General features: G+C 66.0%; 16 protein-coding genes and 3 pseudogenes. 9 read left to right on the top strand and 10 right to left on the bottom strand.

Annotation, left to right across the window (positions count from 1 at the left end; genetic code table 11):
- Positions 1-334: 334 nt before the first annotated feature.
- Positions 335-1,363 (bottom strand): annotated as a pseudogene (locus tag A5713_RS25730) (AMP-binding protein); the annotation flags it as partial.
- Positions 1,364-1,397: 34 nt separating this feature from the next.
- On the opposite strand from A5713_RS25730, the gene A5713_RS25725 reads away from it, so the two are divergent.
- The gene (locus A5713_RS25725; protein ID WP_068099093.1) at positions 1,398-2,249 is read left to right on the top strand and encodes a crotonase/enoyl-CoA hydratase family protein; all 852 of its coding nucleotides are present in this window, start codon (positions 1,398-1,400) and stop codon (positions 2,247-2,249) included.
- A 104-nt stretch (positions 2,250-2,353) separates the two neighbouring features.
- Positions 2,354-3,193 carry a hypothetical protein gene (locus A5713_RS25720; protein WP_068099092.1) on the top strand — a complete coding sequence of 280 codons (840 nt, stop codon included), beginning with the start codon at positions 2,354-2,356 and terminating at the stop codon, positions 3,191-3,193.
- A gap of 82 nt (positions 3,194-3,275) precedes the next feature.
- Here A5713_RS25720 and A5713_RS25715 read toward each other — a convergent pair whose 3' ends face one another.
- Genes A5713_RS25715 through A5713_RS25705 form a run of 3 tightly spaced genes read right to left on the bottom strand, consistent with a single transcriptional unit; the run spans position 3,276 to position 6,269 of the window.
- Complete coding sequence (locus A5713_RS25715) at positions 3,276-4,481, bottom strand: cytochrome P450 (RefSeq protein WP_068099091.1); 1,206 nt, start codon at positions 4,479-4,481, stop codon at positions 3,276-3,278.
- Positions 4,478-5,194, bottom strand: a complete 717-nt coding sequence (locus A5713_RS25710; RefSeq protein WP_067922981.1) for an acetoacetate decarboxylase family protein — start codon at positions 5,192-5,194, stop codon at positions 4,478-4,480. Before A5713_RS25710 ends, A5713_RS25715 begins: the two co-directional genes overlap by 4 nt.
- A 43-nt stretch (positions 5,195-5,237) precedes the next feature.
- Complete coding sequence (locus A5713_RS25705; RefSeq protein WP_068099090.1) at positions 5,238-6,269, bottom strand: LLM class F420-dependent oxidoreductase; 1,032 nt, start codon at positions 6,267-6,269, stop codon at positions 5,238-5,240.
- A 65-nt stretch (positions 6,270-6,334) separates the two neighbouring features.
- On the opposite strand from A5713_RS25705, the gene A5713_RS25700 reads away from it, so the two are divergent.
- From A5713_RS25700 to A5713_RS25685, 5 genes and pseudogenes are all read left to right on the top strand, one after another.
- Positions 6,335-7,330 (top strand): Zn-ribbon domain-containing OB-fold protein, encoded by a 996-nt coding sequence (locus A5713_RS25700; protein ID WP_068099089.1) that lies wholly within the window; start codon positions 6,335-6,337, stop codon positions 7,328-7,330.
- A 16-nt stretch (positions 7,331-7,346) separates the two neighbouring features.
- Positions 7,347-8,411, top strand: coding sequence for a thiolase domain-containing protein (locus A5713_RS25695; protein WP_068099088.1), 1,065 nt, complete (start codon positions 7,347-7,349; stop codon positions 8,409-8,411).
- Positions 8,411-9,610, top strand: a complete 1,200-nt coding sequence (locus A5713_RS25690) for a thiolase domain-containing protein (RefSeq protein WP_068099087.1) — start codon at positions 8,411-8,413, stop codon at positions 9,608-9,610. Before A5713_RS25695 ends, A5713_RS25690 begins: the two co-directional genes overlap by 1 nt.
- Before the next feature lie 4 nt (positions 9,611-9,614).
- Positions 9,615-9,710, top strand: a pseudogene (locus A5713_RS29795) (hypothetical protein); the annotation flags it as partial.
- A gap of 4 nt (positions 9,711-9,714) precedes the next feature.
- Entirely contained in the window at positions 9,715-10,122 is a 408-nt protein-coding gene (locus A5713_RS25685) for a nuclear transport factor 2 family protein (RefSeq protein WP_068099086.1), read from the top strand.
- Here A5713_RS25685 and A5713_RS25680 read toward each other — a convergent pair.
- Entirely contained in the window at positions 10,119-10,643 is a 525-nt protein-coding gene (locus tag A5713_RS25680) for a gamma carbonic anhydrase family protein (RefSeq protein WP_066955234.1), read from the bottom strand. The two genes, A5713_RS25685 and A5713_RS25680, sit on opposite strands and share 4 nt — an antisense overlap.
- Positions 10,644-10,769: 126 nt before the next feature.
- Between A5713_RS25680 and A5713_RS25675 the strand changes: the two genes are divergently transcribed.
- The gene (locus A5713_RS25675; protein WP_068099085.1) at positions 10,770-11,927 is read left to right on the top strand and encodes a Rieske 2Fe-2S domain-containing protein; all 1,158 of its coding nucleotides are present in this window, start codon (positions 10,770-10,772) and stop codon (positions 11,925-11,927) included.
- A gap of 5 nt (positions 11,928-11,932) precedes the next feature.
- The gene (locus tag A5713_RS25670; RefSeq protein WP_068099084.1) at positions 11,933-12,385 is read left to right on the top strand and encodes a hypothetical protein; all 453 of its coding nucleotides are present in this window, start codon (positions 11,933-11,935) and stop codon (positions 12,383-12,385) included.
- Positions 12,386-12,388: 3 nt separating this feature from the next.
- Here the strand turns inward: A5713_RS25670 and A5713_RS25665 are convergent, their stop codons facing one another.
- The 5 genes and pseudogenes from A5713_RS25665 to A5713_RS27975 form a co-directional block, all read right to left on the bottom strand.
- Entirely contained in the window at positions 12,389-13,534 is a 1,146-nt protein-coding gene (locus A5713_RS25665) for a sulfotransferase (RefSeq protein ID WP_067921755.1), read from the bottom strand.
- A complete protein-coding gene (locus A5713_RS25660) occupies positions 13,534-14,316 on the bottom strand; it encodes an SDR family oxidoreductase (RefSeq protein ID WP_068099083.1) in 783 nt (260 codons plus the stop codon). The genes A5713_RS25665 and A5713_RS25660 overlap by 1 nt, the downstream gene beginning before the upstream one ends.
- Positions 14,313-15,440: a hypothetical protein gene (locus tag A5713_RS25655; RefSeq protein WP_068099082.1), complete on the bottom strand. Its 1,128-nt coding sequence runs from the start codon at positions 15,438-15,440 to the stop codon at positions 14,313-14,315. Before A5713_RS25655 ends, A5713_RS25660 begins: the two co-directional genes overlap by 4 nt.
- Positions 15,441-15,528: 88 nt before the next feature.
- On the bottom strand, positions 15,529-15,840 hold the full coding sequence (locus A5713_RS25650; protein ID WP_068099081.1) for a hypothetical protein: 312 nt from the start codon (positions 15,838-15,840) through the stop codon (positions 15,529-15,531).
- A gap of 53 nt (positions 15,841-15,893) precedes the next feature.
- A pseudogene (locus tag A5713_RS27975) lies at positions 15,894-16,019 on the bottom strand (4-hydroxy-2-oxovalerate aldolase); the annotation flags it as partial.

Below are 16,019 nucleotides of genomic sequence, written 5' to 3'. Positions count from 1 at the left end.
AGGAGAAGCTCCTCGAGCTGCTGCCCAACCGGGTCATCACCGACTCCATCGGCTCCTCGGAGACCGGATTCGGCGGCACCAGCATCGTTGCGAAGGACGCGCCGCACGCCGGCGGCCCGCGCGTGACCATCGACCACCGCACCGTCGTGCTCGACGAAGAGGGCAACGAGGTCACGCCCGGCTCCGGCGTGCGCGGCTTCATCGCCAAGAAGGGCAACATCCCGGTCGGCTATTACAAGGACGAGAAGAAGACCGCCGAGACGTTCAAGACCATCAACGGGGTGCGCTACGCGATTCCCGGCGACTGGGCGCTCGTCGAGGAGGACGGCACCGTGACGATGCTGGTGCCGCCGAATCCGGTCTCCGAGGAGCCGATGGAGTCGGTGATGACCCGGTTGGGCAGCAGCTCGAGGAGCTTCTCCTTGATGCTCGGCGAGAACAGCGCGGCCGTGCTGGCGAGAAGGAACAGCGACGACAGGTCGTAGTCGTGGTCGGTGTCGAGCGCGTCGAGCAGCGGTCGCGCCATCGCGTCGCCGGTGAAGAACAGCAGGTTCACCTTGTGCTCGTGGATGGTGCGCCATACCTCTTCGGCGTTGAACTCCGGTGCGAGCACGGTGGTTTGGCCCGAGAAGATCGACATCCAGGTGGCCGACTGGGTGGCGCCGTGGATCATCGGCGGGATCGGGTACCGGACCATGGGCGGGTTGGCGGCTGCGGCCTTGGCCAGGTCGTACTCGTCCTCGACGAATTGCCCTGTGGCGAAGTCGGTTCCGCCGAAGAGCACCCGGTAGATGTCCTCGTGGCGCCACATCACGCCCTTGGGGAAGCCGGTGGTGCCGCCCGTGTACAGCAGGTAGATGTCGTCCTCGCTGCGGTCACCGAAGTCGCGCTCGGGCGAGCCCTGGGCGATCGCCTCGTAGAACTCCACACCGCCGTAGCGCTGGTAGTCGTTGTCGGAGCCGTCCTCGATGACCAGGATGGTTTTGACGTTGGGGGTGTCCGGCAGCACGTTGGCCACCCGGTCGGAGTACTGGCGCTCATGGACCAGGGCGACCATGTCGGAGTTGTCGAACAGGTAGCGGAGCTCGCCCTCGACGTAGCGGTAGTTGACGTTCACCAGAATGGCGCCCGCCTTGACGATGCCGAGCATTGCGATGACGATCTCGATGCGATTGCGGCAGTACAGCCCGACCTTGTCGTCCTTTTTCACCCCCTGGTCGATCAGGTAGTGGGCCAGGCGGTTGGCCTTCTCCTCCAGCTGGGCGTAGGTCAGCTTCTCGTCGCCGCAGATCAGGGCGACACGGTCCGGCACAGCGTCGATGGCGTGCTCTGCGAGATCGGCAATATTCAGGGCCACGGCCACCAAATTAGAACGTGTTACATTTCTTGACAAGCTCATGCCCCTCGTCGACGGAAAGGCGGTAGCCGTGGCACCGGCCCCAGCAAACGAGCAGTCCGGCCCCTCCGAAGCAGACGCGCTGGTGGAACAGCGGGGTCACACCCTCATCGTCACGTTGAACCGGCCGCACGCCCGCAATGCCCTGAGCACCGAAATGATGGAAATCATGGTGCAGGCCTGGGACCGCGTCGACAACGATCCGGACATCCGCTGCTGCATCCTGACCGGGGCCGGAGGGTACTTCTGCGCCGGTATGGACCTCAAAGCGGCAACCAAGAAGCCGCCGGGTGAGTCGTTCAAGGACGGCAGCTACGACCCGTCGCGAATCGACGCTTTACTCAAGGGCCGCCGGCTGACCAAGCCGCTCATCGCGGCCGTCGAGGGGCCCGCCGTCGCGGGCGGCACCGAGATCCTGCAAGGCACCGACATCCGCGTCGCAGGCGAAAGCGCCAAGTTCGGCATCTCGGAGGCCAAGTGGAGCCTGTACCCGATGGGCGGGTCGGCCGTGCGGCTGGTGCGGCAGATCCCCTACACGGTCGCCTGCGATCTCCTGCTGACCGGCCGGCACATCACCGCCGCCGAGGCCAAGGAGATGGGGCTGATCGGGCATGTGGTGCCCGACGGGCAGGCGCTGTCCAAGGCGCTCGAGATCGCAGAGGTGATCGCCAATAACGGGCCTCTAGCCGTGCAGGCCATCCTGCGGGCGATCCGCGAGACCGAGGGCATGCACGAGAACGAGGCGTTCAAGATCGACACCCAGATCGGCATCAAGGTCTTCCTGTCGGACGACGCCAAGGAAGGGCCGCGGGCGTTCGCCGAGAAGCGCAAGCCCAACTTCCAGAACAAGTAGCCCTCTTCTCTGCGCCGAGCGTGAACTGAGGGCCACTTTTCGACCGATTTTTCGCCGTGACGTCACGTTCGGCGCTTGTCAGTCCCCCGCGCCACACTGCCGGCATGCGGGAACCATTCATCGGCAGCGAGGCGCTGGCATCGGGCGCACTGACGCGATACCGGTTGCGCAGCCGATTCGTCGCGCTGCATCCGGACGTCTACGTCCAACGCGACACCGATCTCACCGCCGTCACGCGCGCCCACGCCGCATGGTTGTGGTCACGGCGGCGCGGCGTGGTCGCGGGACAGTCCGCTGCGGCATTGCACGACGCCAAGTGGGTCGATAATCGCGGCCCGGCTCAGTTGGTGTACGAACACCGTCGTCCACCGGCCGGAATCTGCACCTGGTCGGAGAGGGTCTCCCCCGACGAAATCCAGTTGATCGGCGGAATACCGGCAACCACCTCGGCACGCACCGCTTTCGACCTTGCCTGCCGGAATCCGACAGGAAAGGCAGTCGCAGCCATCGATGCGCTGGCCCGGGCAACCAGGCTGAATGTCGAGCAGGTCCAACGACTCGCGGAACGCTACAAAGGTCATCGCAACATCCGGCGGGCCCGGCGCACGCTGGCACTCGTCGACGCGGGCGCGGAATCCCCGCGTGAGACGTGGCTGCGGCTGCTGCTCATCGAGGCCGGTTATCCGCGGCCGCGTACCCAGATTCCGGTCTACGGCGAATACGGCGAGCTCGTCGCGGTCCTCGACATGGGTTGGGAGGACGTCAAACTGGCCGTCGAATACGAAGGCGACCACCATAGATCTGACCGAAGACAGTTCAATAAGGACATTCGGCGCGCGGAGTCCCTCACAGAGGCGAGTTGGACGGTCGTCCGCGTGACCGCGGAAGACACGCCGGGCGGCATCGTCGCCCGAGTATCGGCCGCTTGGACCCGCCGAATGTGAACTCATGGCGACTTTCGGCCGATTTTCTCGCCCTCAGATCACACTCGGCGCAACCGAAGCACCGAAAGCGGCTTGCCCGGCCCTACTCCAGCGGCGCGCTCGGCGTGAACGCCACCGGCATCTTCTCCAGGCCGGACACAAAGTTGGCCGGCCGCAGGGGCAGGTCGGCGTCGGAGGCCAGCCGCATGTCGGGCAGCCGTTGCAGCAGGCGCGTCTGCATGATCGACAGCTCCAGCCGGGCAAGCTGGTTACCGAGGCAGAAGTGCGTCCCGAACCCGAAGGCCAGGTGGTTGTTCGGGTAGCGCTCGATGTTGAAGGTTTCCGGCTCGTCGAACACCTTCTCGTCGAAGTTGGCCGACTCGAACAGCAGGATCATCTTCTCGCCCTGGTGCAGCTGGGTGCCGTGGAATTCGGTGTCGGCCGTGATCGTGCGTGCCATGTTCTTCACGGGCGCGGTCCAGCGGAGCATCTCTTCGATCGCGTTGGGCAGCAGGCTCAGATCGGCCGCCAGGCGCCGGTGCTGATCGGGGTGCAGCAGAACTTGGCGCGTCCCGCCGGACAACGTGTGGCGGGTGGTCTCGTCGCCGCCGATCAGCAGGAGCAGGACCTCGGTGACGATCTGGTGGTCCTCGAGCCGTGAGCCCTCCACCTCAGCGTGCACCAGAACGCTGACCAGGTCGTCGGTCGGTTCGGACTTGCGGGCCTCGATCATCCCCATCATGTATTGGCTGTAGGCCGCGAAGGCGTCCATGGTGACCTGGACGTCCGCTTCGGCCGCGGTGCTGCTCAACGCGCCGACCAGGTCGTCGGACCACTTGAGGAACATCGTGCGCTCTTCGGGCCGCACGCCGAGCATGTCACCGATGACGGCCATCGGCAGCGGCGCCGCCAGATCCCAGACGAAGTCACACTCGCCGCGTTCACACACCGCGTCGATCAGCGTGTCGCACAGCGAAACGATCTTGGATTCCAGGTCTTTCACCCGCTTGCGGGTGAAGCCGGAGTTGACGAGCTTGCGGCGCAAGAGGTGTTGCGGGTCGTCCATCTCGATCATCATCTCGACCCCCGGCTGGTCGGGGCGGATGCCGCCGGCGTTGGAGAACAGCTCGGGGTTGCGCTCGGCGTCGATCACCGCCTGATACGTCGAGGCCGCGGCTAATCCGTTGCGATCCCGGAAGACCGGCTCGTTCTCGCGCATCCACTTGTAGACGGGCCGGGAGTCACCGGCGTAGAAGGTGCCGTCGGTGAGGTCGACGTCGGGTTTGGTCTTCAACTCGCTGGCGGTCATGAGATCTCCTGGGCATCACCGAAGGACATTTGGACGTGGTCGACAGAGCTGGACATCAGGGCACGCTTTGGAAGGCCGAGCGCCGCAAGCTCTTTCGAGTACGGATGATCACCGAGTCGGACGCTCACGCCGCCGAACCGAGTGCGCACTCCGTCCAGGGTGTGTTCGAAGGCGGTTTCGCGGGTGATTCCGTCGCGGTGGGAGTAGGTGCGCTGGGATTGCCGGCGCGGGGTCAGCCGGAACGGCAGCCCGCGACGGAAATCCATGCCGATCACCGATTGACCGTCGATGCTGAGATCGAAACCGAACTGAGGACCCTCTCGAACGGTGAAGTCACCCATCACCTTCGGGTAGCCCCAGATCTTGGTCCCCGCTTCCAGGGTGAACGCCTGGTCGACGGGAAGGTGGTGGATGAAGGCGCCGGCCGACTGGAGGGCGCGGGGTCCGCTTGCCGTCGATCCGGGTGGGTTGACCATCACGCTGGTGCCGAACTCGTGATACCGGCCCAGGTCGCCGTCGAGGTAGTGCATCAGCATCAGGACGACGATCGCGCGGCCGGGAAGGTAGCGGCAGACCCGCAGCCCGCTGTAGTCGATCATCCGCTGCGCGGCATCGGCGTCGACCGAGAACATCGCCATGTGCTGATTTGCCTGGCGGATCTTCACCGGCATCGTGAGTACCGTGCCCGCGATGGTGTGCTGCGAGGCTGTCATCCGGCCAATCTAGAACGCGTTCTAATCCTCTGGCAAGGATCGGCTAGACCAGCGTGGCGAGCTCCCTGATCTGCGCCTCGTTGCGCCCGTTGACCACCATCATGGTCACGCCGGCGGCCTCCCAGACCTTGACCTGCTCACGGACGTAGTTGATGTCGCCGACGATCGCGGCGTCGTCGACGACCTCGTCGGGGATGATCGAGGCGGCCTTGTCCTTCTGGTTGCTGCGGAACAGCTTGGTCACGTCGTCGACCACCTCGGCGTAGCCCATCCGGCGGTACACGTCGGCGTGGAAGTTGGTGTCCTCGGCGCCCATGCCGCCCATGTAGAGGGCCAGGTAGGGCTTCATGGCCGCGAAGGCGGCGGCGCGGTCGTCGGTGATGACGATGTTCGCGGTCGCGCAGATCTCGAAGTCCTCGCGGCTGCGCCGCGCACCGGGCCGGGCGAACCCCTCGTCGAGCCATTCGTTGTAGGTGTCGGCCATCCGCGGCGTGTAGAAGATGGGCAGCCAGCCGTCGCAGATCTCGGCGGCCAGCGCCACATTCTTCGGCCCCTCGGCGCCCAGCATGATCGGGATGTCGGGGCGCAACGGGTGGGTGATGGGCTTGAGCGCCTTGCCCAGACCCGTCGTCCCCTCCCCGGTCAGCGGCAGCGGGTAGTGCGGCCCGTCGCTGGTCACCGGCTTTTCCCGCGCCCACACCTGCCGCATGATGTCGATGTATTCGCGGGTGCGGGCCAGCGGCTTGGGGAACGGGCGCCCGTACCACCCCTCCACCACCTGCGGGCCGGAGACGCCGAGCCCGAGGATGTGCCGGCCCCCGGACAGATGGTCGAGCGTGAGCGCGGCCATCGCGGTCGCGGTCGGGGTGCGCGCGGACAGCTGGATCACCGAAGTGCCCAGCCGGAGCCGGCGCGTCGACGCACCCAGCCACGCCAGCGGCGTGTACGCGTCCGAACCCCACGCCTCGGCGGTGAAGACCGCGTCGAACGCGGCGTCCTCGGCCGCCGCGACGAGCTCCGCGTGATTCTCCGGCGGCTGAGCGCCCCAATACCCGAGCTGCAACCCCAGCTTCATGTCACTGAACCCTTCCGGCCGACCCGATGTTGAAACCGTTCTTAGAACCTGTTCTACTCGATGGCGTGACAGCCAGCTCGAGCAGCCCGACCTTGACGGATCACCCTGAGCCACCGCTCTCCGCGCCACTGACGTTGTCTTTCGACTACACCCGTTCGGTCGGCCCCACGCTAAGCAAGTTCTTCACCGCACTGCGTGAACGCCACATCCTCGGGGTGCGCGGATCCGATGGCAGGGTGCACGTACCGCCGGCGGAATATGACCCGGTCACCTACGAGCCGCTGGGCGAGATGGTACCGGTGTCCAGCGTCGGCACCGTCGTGTCCTGGACATGGCAACCGGAGCCGTTGCCGGGCCAGCCGCTGGACCGCCCGTTCGCCTGGGCGCTGATCAAGCTCGACGGCGCGGACACCCCGCTGCTGCACGCCGTGGATGCCGGCGAACCCAAGGCCATCAAGACCGGTTCGCGGGTGCACGTGCACTGGGTCGACGAGCCGGTGGGCGCCATCACCGACATCGCGTACTTCGCCCTCGGCGAGGAAGCCGAACCCGTGTCGGAACGGGCGGCGGGCGAACGAGACCCGGTGACCATGATCGTCACGCCGATCTCGCTGACGATTCAGCACACCGCCTCCCACGAGGAGAGCGCCTACCTGCGCGCCATCGCACAGGGCAAGCTGCTGGGCGCGCGCACCGGCGAAAAAGGGAAGGTCTACTTCCCGCCGCACGGCGCGGACCCGGCCACGGGCCAGCCCACCACCGAATTCGTCGAGTTGCCGGACAAGGGCACCGTGACGACGTTCGCGATCATCAACATCCCGTTCCAGGGCCAGCGCATCAAGCCGCCGTACGTGGCGGCCTACGTGCTGCTCGACGGGGCGGACATCCCGTTCTTGCATCTGGTCGCGGATATCGACGCGCACGAGGTGCGGATGGGCATGCGCGTGGAGGCGGTGTGGAAACCCCGTGAGGAATGGGGCTTTGGCATCGACAACATCGAGTACTTCCGGCCGACCGGGGAACCCGACGCCGACTACGACACCTACAAGCACCACCTGTAAAGGGCCTACGTATCAAATGAGCGCTCGCAACGTTGCGGTCGTCGGCTTCGCCCACGCCCCACACGTCCGCCGCACCGACGGCACCACCAATGGCGTCGAGATGTTGATGCCGTGCTTCGCCGAGCTCTACGAAGACCTCGGAATCACCAAGGCCGACATCGGCTTCTGGTGCTCGGGGTCGTCTGACTACCTTGCCGGGCGGGCGTTTTCGTTCATCTCGGCGATCGACTCGATCGGCGCCGTCCCGCCGATCAACGAATCACACGTCGAGATGGACGCGGCCTGGGCCCTCTACGAGGCCTACATCAAGCTGCTGACCGGTGAGGTCGACACCGCGCTGGTGTACGGCTTCGGGAAATCCTCGGCCGGAATCCTGCGGCAGATCCTGTCGCGGCAGACCGACCCGTACACGGTGGCGCCGCTGTGGCCGGACTCGGTGTCAATCGCGGGGCTGCAGGCCAGAATCGGGCTCGACACCGGGAAGTGGAGCGAAGAGCAGATGGCGCGTGTCGCCTTCGATTCCTTCGCGAATGCCCGCCGGGTCGACAATGTGGAGGGCTCGATCAGCGTCGCGGAGTTGCTCGAAAGGCCGTTCTTCGCCGAACCGCTGAGGCGCCACGACATCGCGCCGATCACCGACGGCGCCGCCGCCATCGTGCTGGCGGCCGGCGACCGGGCGAAAGAGCTTCGCGAAAACCCCGCCTGGATCACGGGAATCGAGCACCGCATCGAAAGCCCGTCGCTGGGCGCGCGTGACCTCACCGAATCGGCCTCGACCAAGGCTGCGGCTCAGGCGGCCACGGGCGGCAGGACCGACAAGCTCGACGTCGCCGAGATCTGCGCGCCCTTCACCCACCAGCACCTGATCATCGCCGACGCCATCCGGATACCGGGGCCGACCAAGGTCAATCCGTCGGGCGGCGCGCTGGCCGCCAACCCCATGTTCGTCGCCGGCCTCGAGCGTATCGGCTTTGCGGCGCAACACATCTGGAACGGGTCAGCCGAGCGGGTCCTCGCGCACGCAACCAGCGGTCCCGCGTTGCAACAGAACCTGGTCGCGGTCATGGAAGGAAAGAACTGATGGCCGGTGCAGGGCCCAACCTCGCCGCGGTACTCGGTACCGGACAAACGAAGTACGTCGCGAAGCGACAAGACGTCTCGATGAACGGCCTGGTGCGCGAGGCGATCGACCGTGCGCTGGCCGACTCCGGCTCCACCTTCGACGACATCGACGCCGTCGTCGTCGGCAAGGCTCCTGATTTCTTCGAGGGCGTCATGATGCCGGAGCTGTTCATGGCGGACGCCATGGGGGCCACCGGCAAGCCGCTGATCCGGGTGCACACCGCGGGTTCGGTCGGCGGGTCCACCGGGGTGGTGGCCGCCAGCCTGGTGCAATCCGGGAAGTACCGGCGCGTCCTGGCGATGGCCTGGGAGAAGCAGTCGGAGTCAAACGCCATGTGGGCGTTGTCGATTCCGGTCCCCTTCATCAAACCGGTCGGCGCCGGCGCGGGCGGGTATTTCGCACCCCACGTGCGGTCATACATCCGCCGTTCGGGCGCACCGTTGAACATCGGCGCCATCGTGGCCGTCAAGGATCGGCTCAACGGGGCCCGCAATCCGCTGGCCCATCTCCACCAGCCCGACATCACCGTCGAGAAGGTGATGCAGTCGCCGATGCTGTGGGACCCCATCCGCTACGACGAGACCTGCCCGTCGTCCGACGGTGCCGCCGCGGTCGTGATCGGCAATGAAGAGGCGGCCGAAGCGCGTCTGGCACAGGGACAACCGGTGGCCTGGATCCACGCGACCGCGCTGCGCACCGAGCCGCTGCAGTTCGCCGGCCGTGACCAGGTCAGCCCGCAGGCCGGGCGGGACGCGGCCGCCGCGCTGTGGAAGGCGGCCGGGATCACCAGCCCGATCGACGAGATCGACGCCGCCGAGATCTACGTGCCGTTCTCGTGGTTCGAGCCGATGTGGTTGGAAAACCTCGGTTTTGCGCCCGAGGGCGAGGGCTGGAAGCTCACCGAAGCCGGCGAGACGGCGATCGGCGGGCGGCTGCCGGTCAATCCCTCCGGCGGTGTGTTGTCGTCGAATCCGATCGGCGCCTCGGGCCTGATCCGGTTCGCCGAGGCGGCCATTCAGGTGATGGGCAAGGGTGGCGATCACCAGGTGCCCAACGCGCGCAAGGCCTTGGGGCACGCCTACGGTGGCGGCTCGCAGTACTACTCCATGTGGGTGGTCGGCGCGGACAAACCCGCGCCCGAAAAAGTCCGCTCGTGACCAGCCGGCGACGATGCAGCGGGGGCACCCCCACCCGCGAGGCGGCGAGGGGGACGCAGCGATGAGGTGGGGGTACCTCCCGCTTGCGGGGGAGAGCGGCGCCGATGGCTGAGCACCCCGCGCACGAGGCCGGCCGGCGCTCGCGCGAGGCGGTCATCGCCAGGGACAAAGACGCGTGGCTGGCGGTGTTCGCCGACGACGCCATCGTGGAGGACCCGATCGGGCCATCGGCCTTCGACCCCGAGGGCAAGGGCCATCGGGGTCGCGATGCGATCTCGGCGTTCTGGGACAAGGCCATTGCGCCCACGACCAGGATCGAGTTCGTCTTCCGCGACACCTATCAGTGCGGCAACGAGGAAGCCAACGTCGGGCACATCCTCATCACCCATGGCGACTACCAGGTGACCGCGGAAGGCGTCTTCACGTACAAGGCCAACGACGAGGGCAAGATGACCGCCCTGCGCGCGTACTGGGAGATGGACCGCGCGGCCGCGTCGGCTCGAAAGGTCTAGAGCGGCTCGAGCCCGGCCAGGTGCCGCTGCGCCAGTTCGCGATACGCCTGCGGATTCACCTTGACCCACATCTCCGCGCCCGTTCCGGCAACCGGGCCCTTGATCTGCGCCGGCGCGCCGACCGCCAGCATCCCGGCCGGGATCTGCGTGCCGGCAGTCACCAGCGAGTGGGCCGCGATCAGGCTGCGCGCACCGATCACCGCGCCGTCGAGGACGGTGGCATGGTTGGCGATCAGAGCTTCGGACCCGACGTGCACCCCGTGGATGCAACACATGTGCGCCACTGTGGCGCCGGGGCCGATGTCGACCGGGATGCCGGGCGGCGCGTGCAACACCGACCCGTCCTGCACGTTGGCGCCCTCCCGCACCACGATGGGCCCGTAATCGCCGCGTAGCACGGTGTTGAACCACACCGAGGCGCCGGCCTCGACGACAACGTCGCCGATCAGGGTGGCGGTGGGGGCCACGAACGCGGTGGGATCGACCCGCGGCGCCCGCCCCTCGAAAGCAAACAGCGGCATCGTCTAGATATACCCCGCGCGCGCATGCCCGTCGGGAAAGCCCAGCCAGACTCGCCGTCATTGCGCGCCCCCACCGCAAAACTGTAACGTGTTCTAGTTAGAGGGCTCGCGACTTGGAGGTGACAGGTGAGTACCGACACCAAAGCGGTCGGCATCCGGGAGATCGACCCGGGTGCGCTGCCGACGAGGTATGCGCGCGGCTGGCACTGCCTGGGCGTCGCGAAGGACTTCCAGGACGGTAAGCCGCACTCGGTCGAGGCGTTCGGCACCAAGCTGGTCGTGTTCGCCGACTCTCAGGGGGACCTGAAGGTGCTGGACGGCTACTGCCGGCACATGGGCGGTGACCTGTCAGAGGGCACCATCAAAGGCGACGAGGTGGCCTGCCCGTTCCACGACTGGCGCTGGGGCGGTGACGGCCGCTGCAAGCTGGTGCCGTACGCCAAGCGCACGCCCAAGACGGCGCGCACCCGCTCCTGGACGACCGATGTGCGCGGCGGCCTCCTCTTCGTCTGGCATGACCACGAACAGAATCCGCCGGACCCCGCCGTCCGGATTCCCGATATTCCCGAAGCGGCCAGCGACGAGTGGACCGAATGGCGGTGGAACCGCATCCTCATCGAGGGGTCGAACTGCCGCGACATCATCGACAACGTCACCGACATGGCGCACTTCTTCTACATCCATTTCGGTTTGCCCACCTACTTCAAGAACGTTTTCGAGGGTCATATCGCGTCGCAGTACCTGCACAACGTGGGCCGGCCGGACGTCAACGACTTGGGCACCTCCTACGGCGAAGCGCACCTCGACTCGGAGGCGTCCTACTTCGGGCCGTCGTTCATGATCAACTGGCTGCACAACAGCTACGGGGGCTACAAGGCCGAGTCGATCCTGATCAACTGCCACTACCCGGTGACGCAGAACTCCTTCATGCTGCAGTGGGGAGTCATTGTCGAAAAGCCCAAGGGCATGGACGAAGCGATGACCGACAAGCTGTCGCGGGTGTTCACCGAAGGTGTCAGCAAGGGGTTCCTGCAGGACGTCGAGATCTGGAAGCACAAGACCCGCATCGACAACCCCCTGCTGGTCGAAGAAGATGGCGCCGTCTATCAGTTGCGCCGCTGGTATCAGCAGTTCTATGTCGATGTCGCCGACATCCAGCCGGAAATGGTGGAACGCTTCGAGATCGAAGTGGACACCACGCGCGCCAACGAGTACTGGAACGCCGAGGTCGAAGAGAACCTGAAGGCCAAAGAGACCGAAGACGTTCCCGCGGACCAGCACTGACGCCCATGCCCGACGATCAGCCGGCAGTTCCTGACGTCGATCGGCTCGCTCGGTCGATGTTGTTGCTGCACGGCGACGGCCACGATCACGACGACAAGCCCGCCCGCGACGGCGGCTCTGGATCATGGTCGAAGTCACGGGATTTCAGCAATGATCCGCAACGCGCCGCGGCCGTTGCCGAGGCCAGCCGCGCCGACCGGGAGCGCTACCTCAGCTCGGGGCTGCTGCCGGTGGACTGCCGGTTCTGCCATGTCACGGTCACCGTGCGCAGGCTCGGCCCGGGCCACACCGCGGTGCAGTGGAACACCGAGGCATGGCAGCGCTGCGCGCACTTCACCGAGGTGCGCAACTCCGGTGGTGATACCGCACGCACCCGCTCATGTCCCAAATTGAGCGACAGCATCGAGCATGCCGTCGCCGAAGGGTATCTGGGCGAGCCGGCGCCCGAAGAGGACTGATCTCTACAGCCCGGCGAACCGCTCCTTTACCTCGTCGGCGGTAAGCCCATAGTCGGCCAGCGAGTACTTGTGCTTCGGGGCTCGGGCACCGGTCTGACTCTCGGCGTGGCTGTCTTCCATGGCCTTTCGGGCCTCATCGGTCAGCGTCAGGCCGAAGTGACCGTACACGTTGGCGACCGTTTTGAGCGGGTCGTCGATCAGATCGCGATAGTCGACATCGTAGAACTGAGCCGGGTTGTACTTGGCGCGTGCGCTATTGAACTGCCGTAGGCCACGCGACCAGGTTTCCATTGCATCAGCACCGATCTGGGCGCCGGAGAAGGTCGTCGACCAGCCCTCGGCGGTGTGCTGCGCCAACGAACACATCGACGCCATGATCGTTTCTACCGGCCGGTGCGTCTGGATCACCATCGCGTCAGGATAGGTCGCCATCAACGCGTCCAGCGCGAACAGGTGGCTGGGATTTTTGAGAACCCAACGCTTTTCGACGTCGTTGAGCCCGATCAGCTGCAGGTTGCGGCGGTGCCGCTGATAGGACGGCGTCCAGTCCTGCCGCGACAGCCACTGCGAATAGGTTGGCAGGTGCGACAGCGTCTCGTAGGACACCGAATGCACCGACTGTCGCAGTAACTGCCAGCACTCTTCCAGTTCGTAAGCTGCCATGAAGTGCAGGCCGGTGTAGTCCGGATTCTCCTCATGCGCCTGGTTGAATTGCGCGTTCAGCTGGCTGTACCACGGATTTGAGTCCCAGGTGTCGCGCGGCGGCCGTGGTTGCGGGAACTCGGCCAACCACAGGTGCAGGCCCTGATGAACCGGATCCGCGCCGAGCAGGCGGTGCAAGATCGTGGTGCCGGTGCGCGGCAATCCGGTGACGAAGATCGGCCGTTCGATCGCGACGTCGGCGTGCTGCGGGTACTGCTTCCATGCGGACTCGGAGAACAGCCTGGCGACCAGCGCTCCGCGCAGAAAGAACCGATTCATCTTGCTGCCCAACGGAGTCAAGCCCGCGTCGCGCCGGTAGGACTCCAGCAGCACCCCCAGCGCCTCGCGGTAGTTGTCGTCGTCGACGCCGAAGTCGTCGAGCCCAACGAGCTTGGTGGCCGACGCGTGCATGTCCTCAACGGTGCCGACGTCCGTGCGCTCTGCCATTAGGTGTGGTACTCCCCGCAGTTGACGTCCAAGGTCTGCCCGGTGATGCCGCTGGACAGGTCGCTGGCCAGGAAAAGGATCGCCGAGGCCACCTCGTCCTCGGTGGGCAGGCGCTTCAGGTCGGAGTTCGCCGCGGTGGCGGCGTAGATCTGCTCGGCCGTGGTGCCGTACTTGCCGGCCTGGTGGTTGAAGTAGCCCTGCAGAGTGTCGCCCCAGATATATCCGGGCGCAACGGAATTGACCCGGATCCCCTGCTCGCCCAGTTCGGTCGCCAACGAATGTGACATGGCCAGCAGCGCGGACTTCGCCATCTTGTAGGCGCCGTACTTCGCCTGCGAATGCCGGAGCACCATGGAGTTGACGTTGACGATCGAGCCCTTCGACTCGGCCAGCGCCGGCGTGAAGCCCTGGATCAGCCGCAGTGCGCCCAGCGCGCTGAGTTCGATCGCGTCGCGGATGTGCTGAAAGCTGGTGCCCGAGAATGGTTTCAGCGACGGCACCCGGAACGCGTTGTTGATCAGCACGTCGACCTTGCCGTAGGCCTCCATCGTGGCGTCGACGAGGTTGCTCACCTGGTCGTCTTCGGTGATGTCGGTGCGCACCGTCGTCGCCCGGCCGCCGAGGTCGGCGATCTGCTTGGCGACGTCATCGAGACGCTCCGGCGTGCGGGCGGCCAGCACCAGGTCGGCCCCCTCTCGAGTACACCGGTGCGCCAGCGTCGTGCCCAGACCGGGGCCGACGCCGCTGATCACCACTACCTTGCCATCGAGCAGCTTCGTCATCCCAGCATCCTTGCCTGAATTTGTTGTTGGCGCAGCACAATTCGGGCGCGCCAGTCGTCCTCGGAGATCTTGTTGTGTTCGAAATACGGCAACGCAGCGGCTACCTTGTCGAGGTCGACGAGCTCGACGGTGGGACCGTCGGCCTCGGAGAGCTCACGCGACACGCGCTGCCAGCGGAACTGCAGGAAACCGCGCCGGTGGTTCAGGGTCTCGACCCAGTTGGTCACGCCCGGATTCTGGTCGGCGACCACGATGCGTACCTTGCCGTCCGGATCCGCCTGCGCCTGAGTGTTGTTCAGGGAGGTCTGGTGGTTGATGTAGTCCAGCGAGATGTACCACAGGCTGCCAAGCTGGAAGCCGAGGTAGGGCGCGTCGGAGACCGGAATGGTGATCACCATCGCTTGATCCGGTCGCAGGTCGAAGTGCCCGACCGACGAGTACTGGGTGGCTAGTCCACCCGGGGTCAGGCGTGGCGCCGTCAGGGTATTGACCGGAAGGTCGAGATAGAACCATTGCGGGAATTGCAGCCAGGTTTTCACCCGCTGGACGAGCTGCTTTCCCGCTGTGGCATAACGCTTTTCGATTAACGCGCGAGTCAACGGTGGCGGTGCGGTCCCCGCGGTGTCCGTCCGCGCGATGGCCAGCGTGCCGCGCTGCGCCGCCCAGTCGCCGTACACCTCCCGGATCACCAACTGCCCGGGGCTGGTGGGTGTCACCCGCCACTCGAAGCTGCCGTCGGGGGCGATCTCGAGTTCCCGGTCGTCGAACGCGGCCTGGCTGACGGGCACGAAGTCGTCGGTGTACTCGCCGCCGAGCAGCTGGAAGCTCAGGTCGGTCGTGGTCCCGCGTCGGCCGGTGACGACGTACTCGTGGTTGGCGTGCACCCGAGCGCCGAAGTACAGGGTGTCGGGGTTGTCCAGGCCCATCTTGGTGAACGGCCCGGTGCCCGACTGCAGGAACGGATGGTCGCGGTCGTAATCGACGGCGAGGTGTATGCAGGCCGAGACGCAGCCGGCCAGGTACTGCAGCCCTTCGAGCAGGTCGGCTTCGGTCTCGATGAACGGCGCGTCGGCGACGAGCTTCTCGGCTTCGGCGATCGCGGCGGTGAGGGGATCTGTGAACACGCATAGACGCTAGAACGTGTTCTACTTTTTCGTCAATGGCGAACGTTCCCGCGCGTCCGCCACGGCGTTCACCGACGAGGCCGACTCACTAGGGCGCACACTGCTGCGACAGGTCGATCAGGTGCTGCCGGACGTCCGGATGCCGATTCAGGTAGTCCATGACGTTGCCGTTGCCGCCCTCGGCCTGTGACTTCGCCTGCAACTGCTGGTGGAGCGCGGGATGTTGCTTCAGGTACGAGTCGATCGAATTGCCGACGGTCTGATTGCACTGCGGAGCCGCGCCGGCTGTGCCCGCCAAAGGCACCGCGATCACCGCGGCGGCGGTAACGGTTAATAGCCCCCCGGCGAGCAGGCCGTACAGCCCGCGGCGACGGGCGCCGACTGTGTTGGATGTGCTCATGCGCGCCAGGCTACTCCCGGTTCCTTTGCGTCACCTGTGCGCTTCAAGGGTGGCTACGTGGCGGCAGCCGTACCGCTTTCTTGCTCGCGTTTGATTTCGAGGGCGATGTCGATGAGTTGGTCTTCTTGGCCGCCGATGAGTTTGCGTTGGCCGGCGCGGTGTAGGAGTTGGTGGGCGGG

It is taken from the genome of Mycobacterium sp. E2497, from assembly GCF_001668695.1.
Lineage (GTDB): Bacteria > Actinomycetota > Actinomycetes > Mycobacteriales > Mycobacteriaceae > Mycobacterium.
This window is presented reverse-complemented; position numbering and strand designations above follow the sequence as displayed.

Bases quoted from the DNA above. Each gene is read 5' to 3' on its own strand.
- A5713_RS25720 (WP_068099092.1), top strand. From the start codon at position 2,354: ATGCGGGAACCATTCATCGGCAGCGAGGCGCTGGCATCGGGCGCACTG.
- A5713_RS25695 (WP_068099088.1), top strand. From the start codon at position 7,347: ATGAGCGCTCGCAACGTTGCGGTCGTCGGCTTCGCCCACGCCCCACAC.
- A5713_RS25715 (WP_068099091.1), bottom strand. From the start codon at position 4,481: ATGACCGCCAGCGAGTTGAAGACCAAACCCGACGTCGACCTCACCGAC.
- A5713_RS25690 (WP_068099087.1), top strand. From the start codon at position 8,411: ATGGCCGGTGCAGGGCCCAACCTCGCCGCGGTACTCGGTACCGGACAA.
- A5713_RS25685 (WP_068099086.1), top strand. From the start codon at position 9,715: ATGGCTGAGCACCCCGCGCACGAGGCCGGCCGGCGCTCGCGCGAGGCG.
- A5713_RS25650 (WP_068099081.1), bottom strand. From the start codon at position 15,840: ATGAGCACATCCAACACAGTCGGCGCCCGTCGCCGCGGGCTGTACGGC.
- A5713_RS25705 (WP_068099090.1), bottom strand. From the start codon at position 6,269: ATGAAGCTGGGGTTGCAGCTCGGGTATTGGGGCGCTCAGCCGCCGGAG.
- A5713_RS25725 (WP_068099093.1), top strand. From the start codon at position 1,398: ATGCCCCTCGTCGACGGAAAGGCGGTAGCCGTGGCACCGGCCCCAGCA.
- A5713_RS25665 (WP_067921755.1), bottom strand. From the start codon at position 13,534: ATGGCAGAGCGCACGGACGTCGGCACCGTTGAGGACATGCACGCGTCG.
- A5713_RS25680 (WP_066955234.1), bottom strand. From the start codon at position 10,643: ATGCCGCTGTTTGCTTTCGAGGGGCGGGCGCCGCGGGTCGATCCCACC.
- A5713_RS25660 (WP_068099083.1), bottom strand. From the start codon at position 14,316: ATGACGAAGCTGCTCGATGGCAAGGTAGTGGTGATCAGCGGCGTCGGC.
- A5713_RS25670 (WP_068099084.1), top strand. From the start codon at position 11,933: ATGCCCGACGATCAGCCGGCAGTTCCTGACGTCGATCGGCTCGCTCGG.
- A5713_RS25710 (WP_067922981.1), bottom strand. From the start codon at position 5,194: ATGACAGCCTCGCAGCACACCATCGCGGGCACGGTACTCACGATGCCG.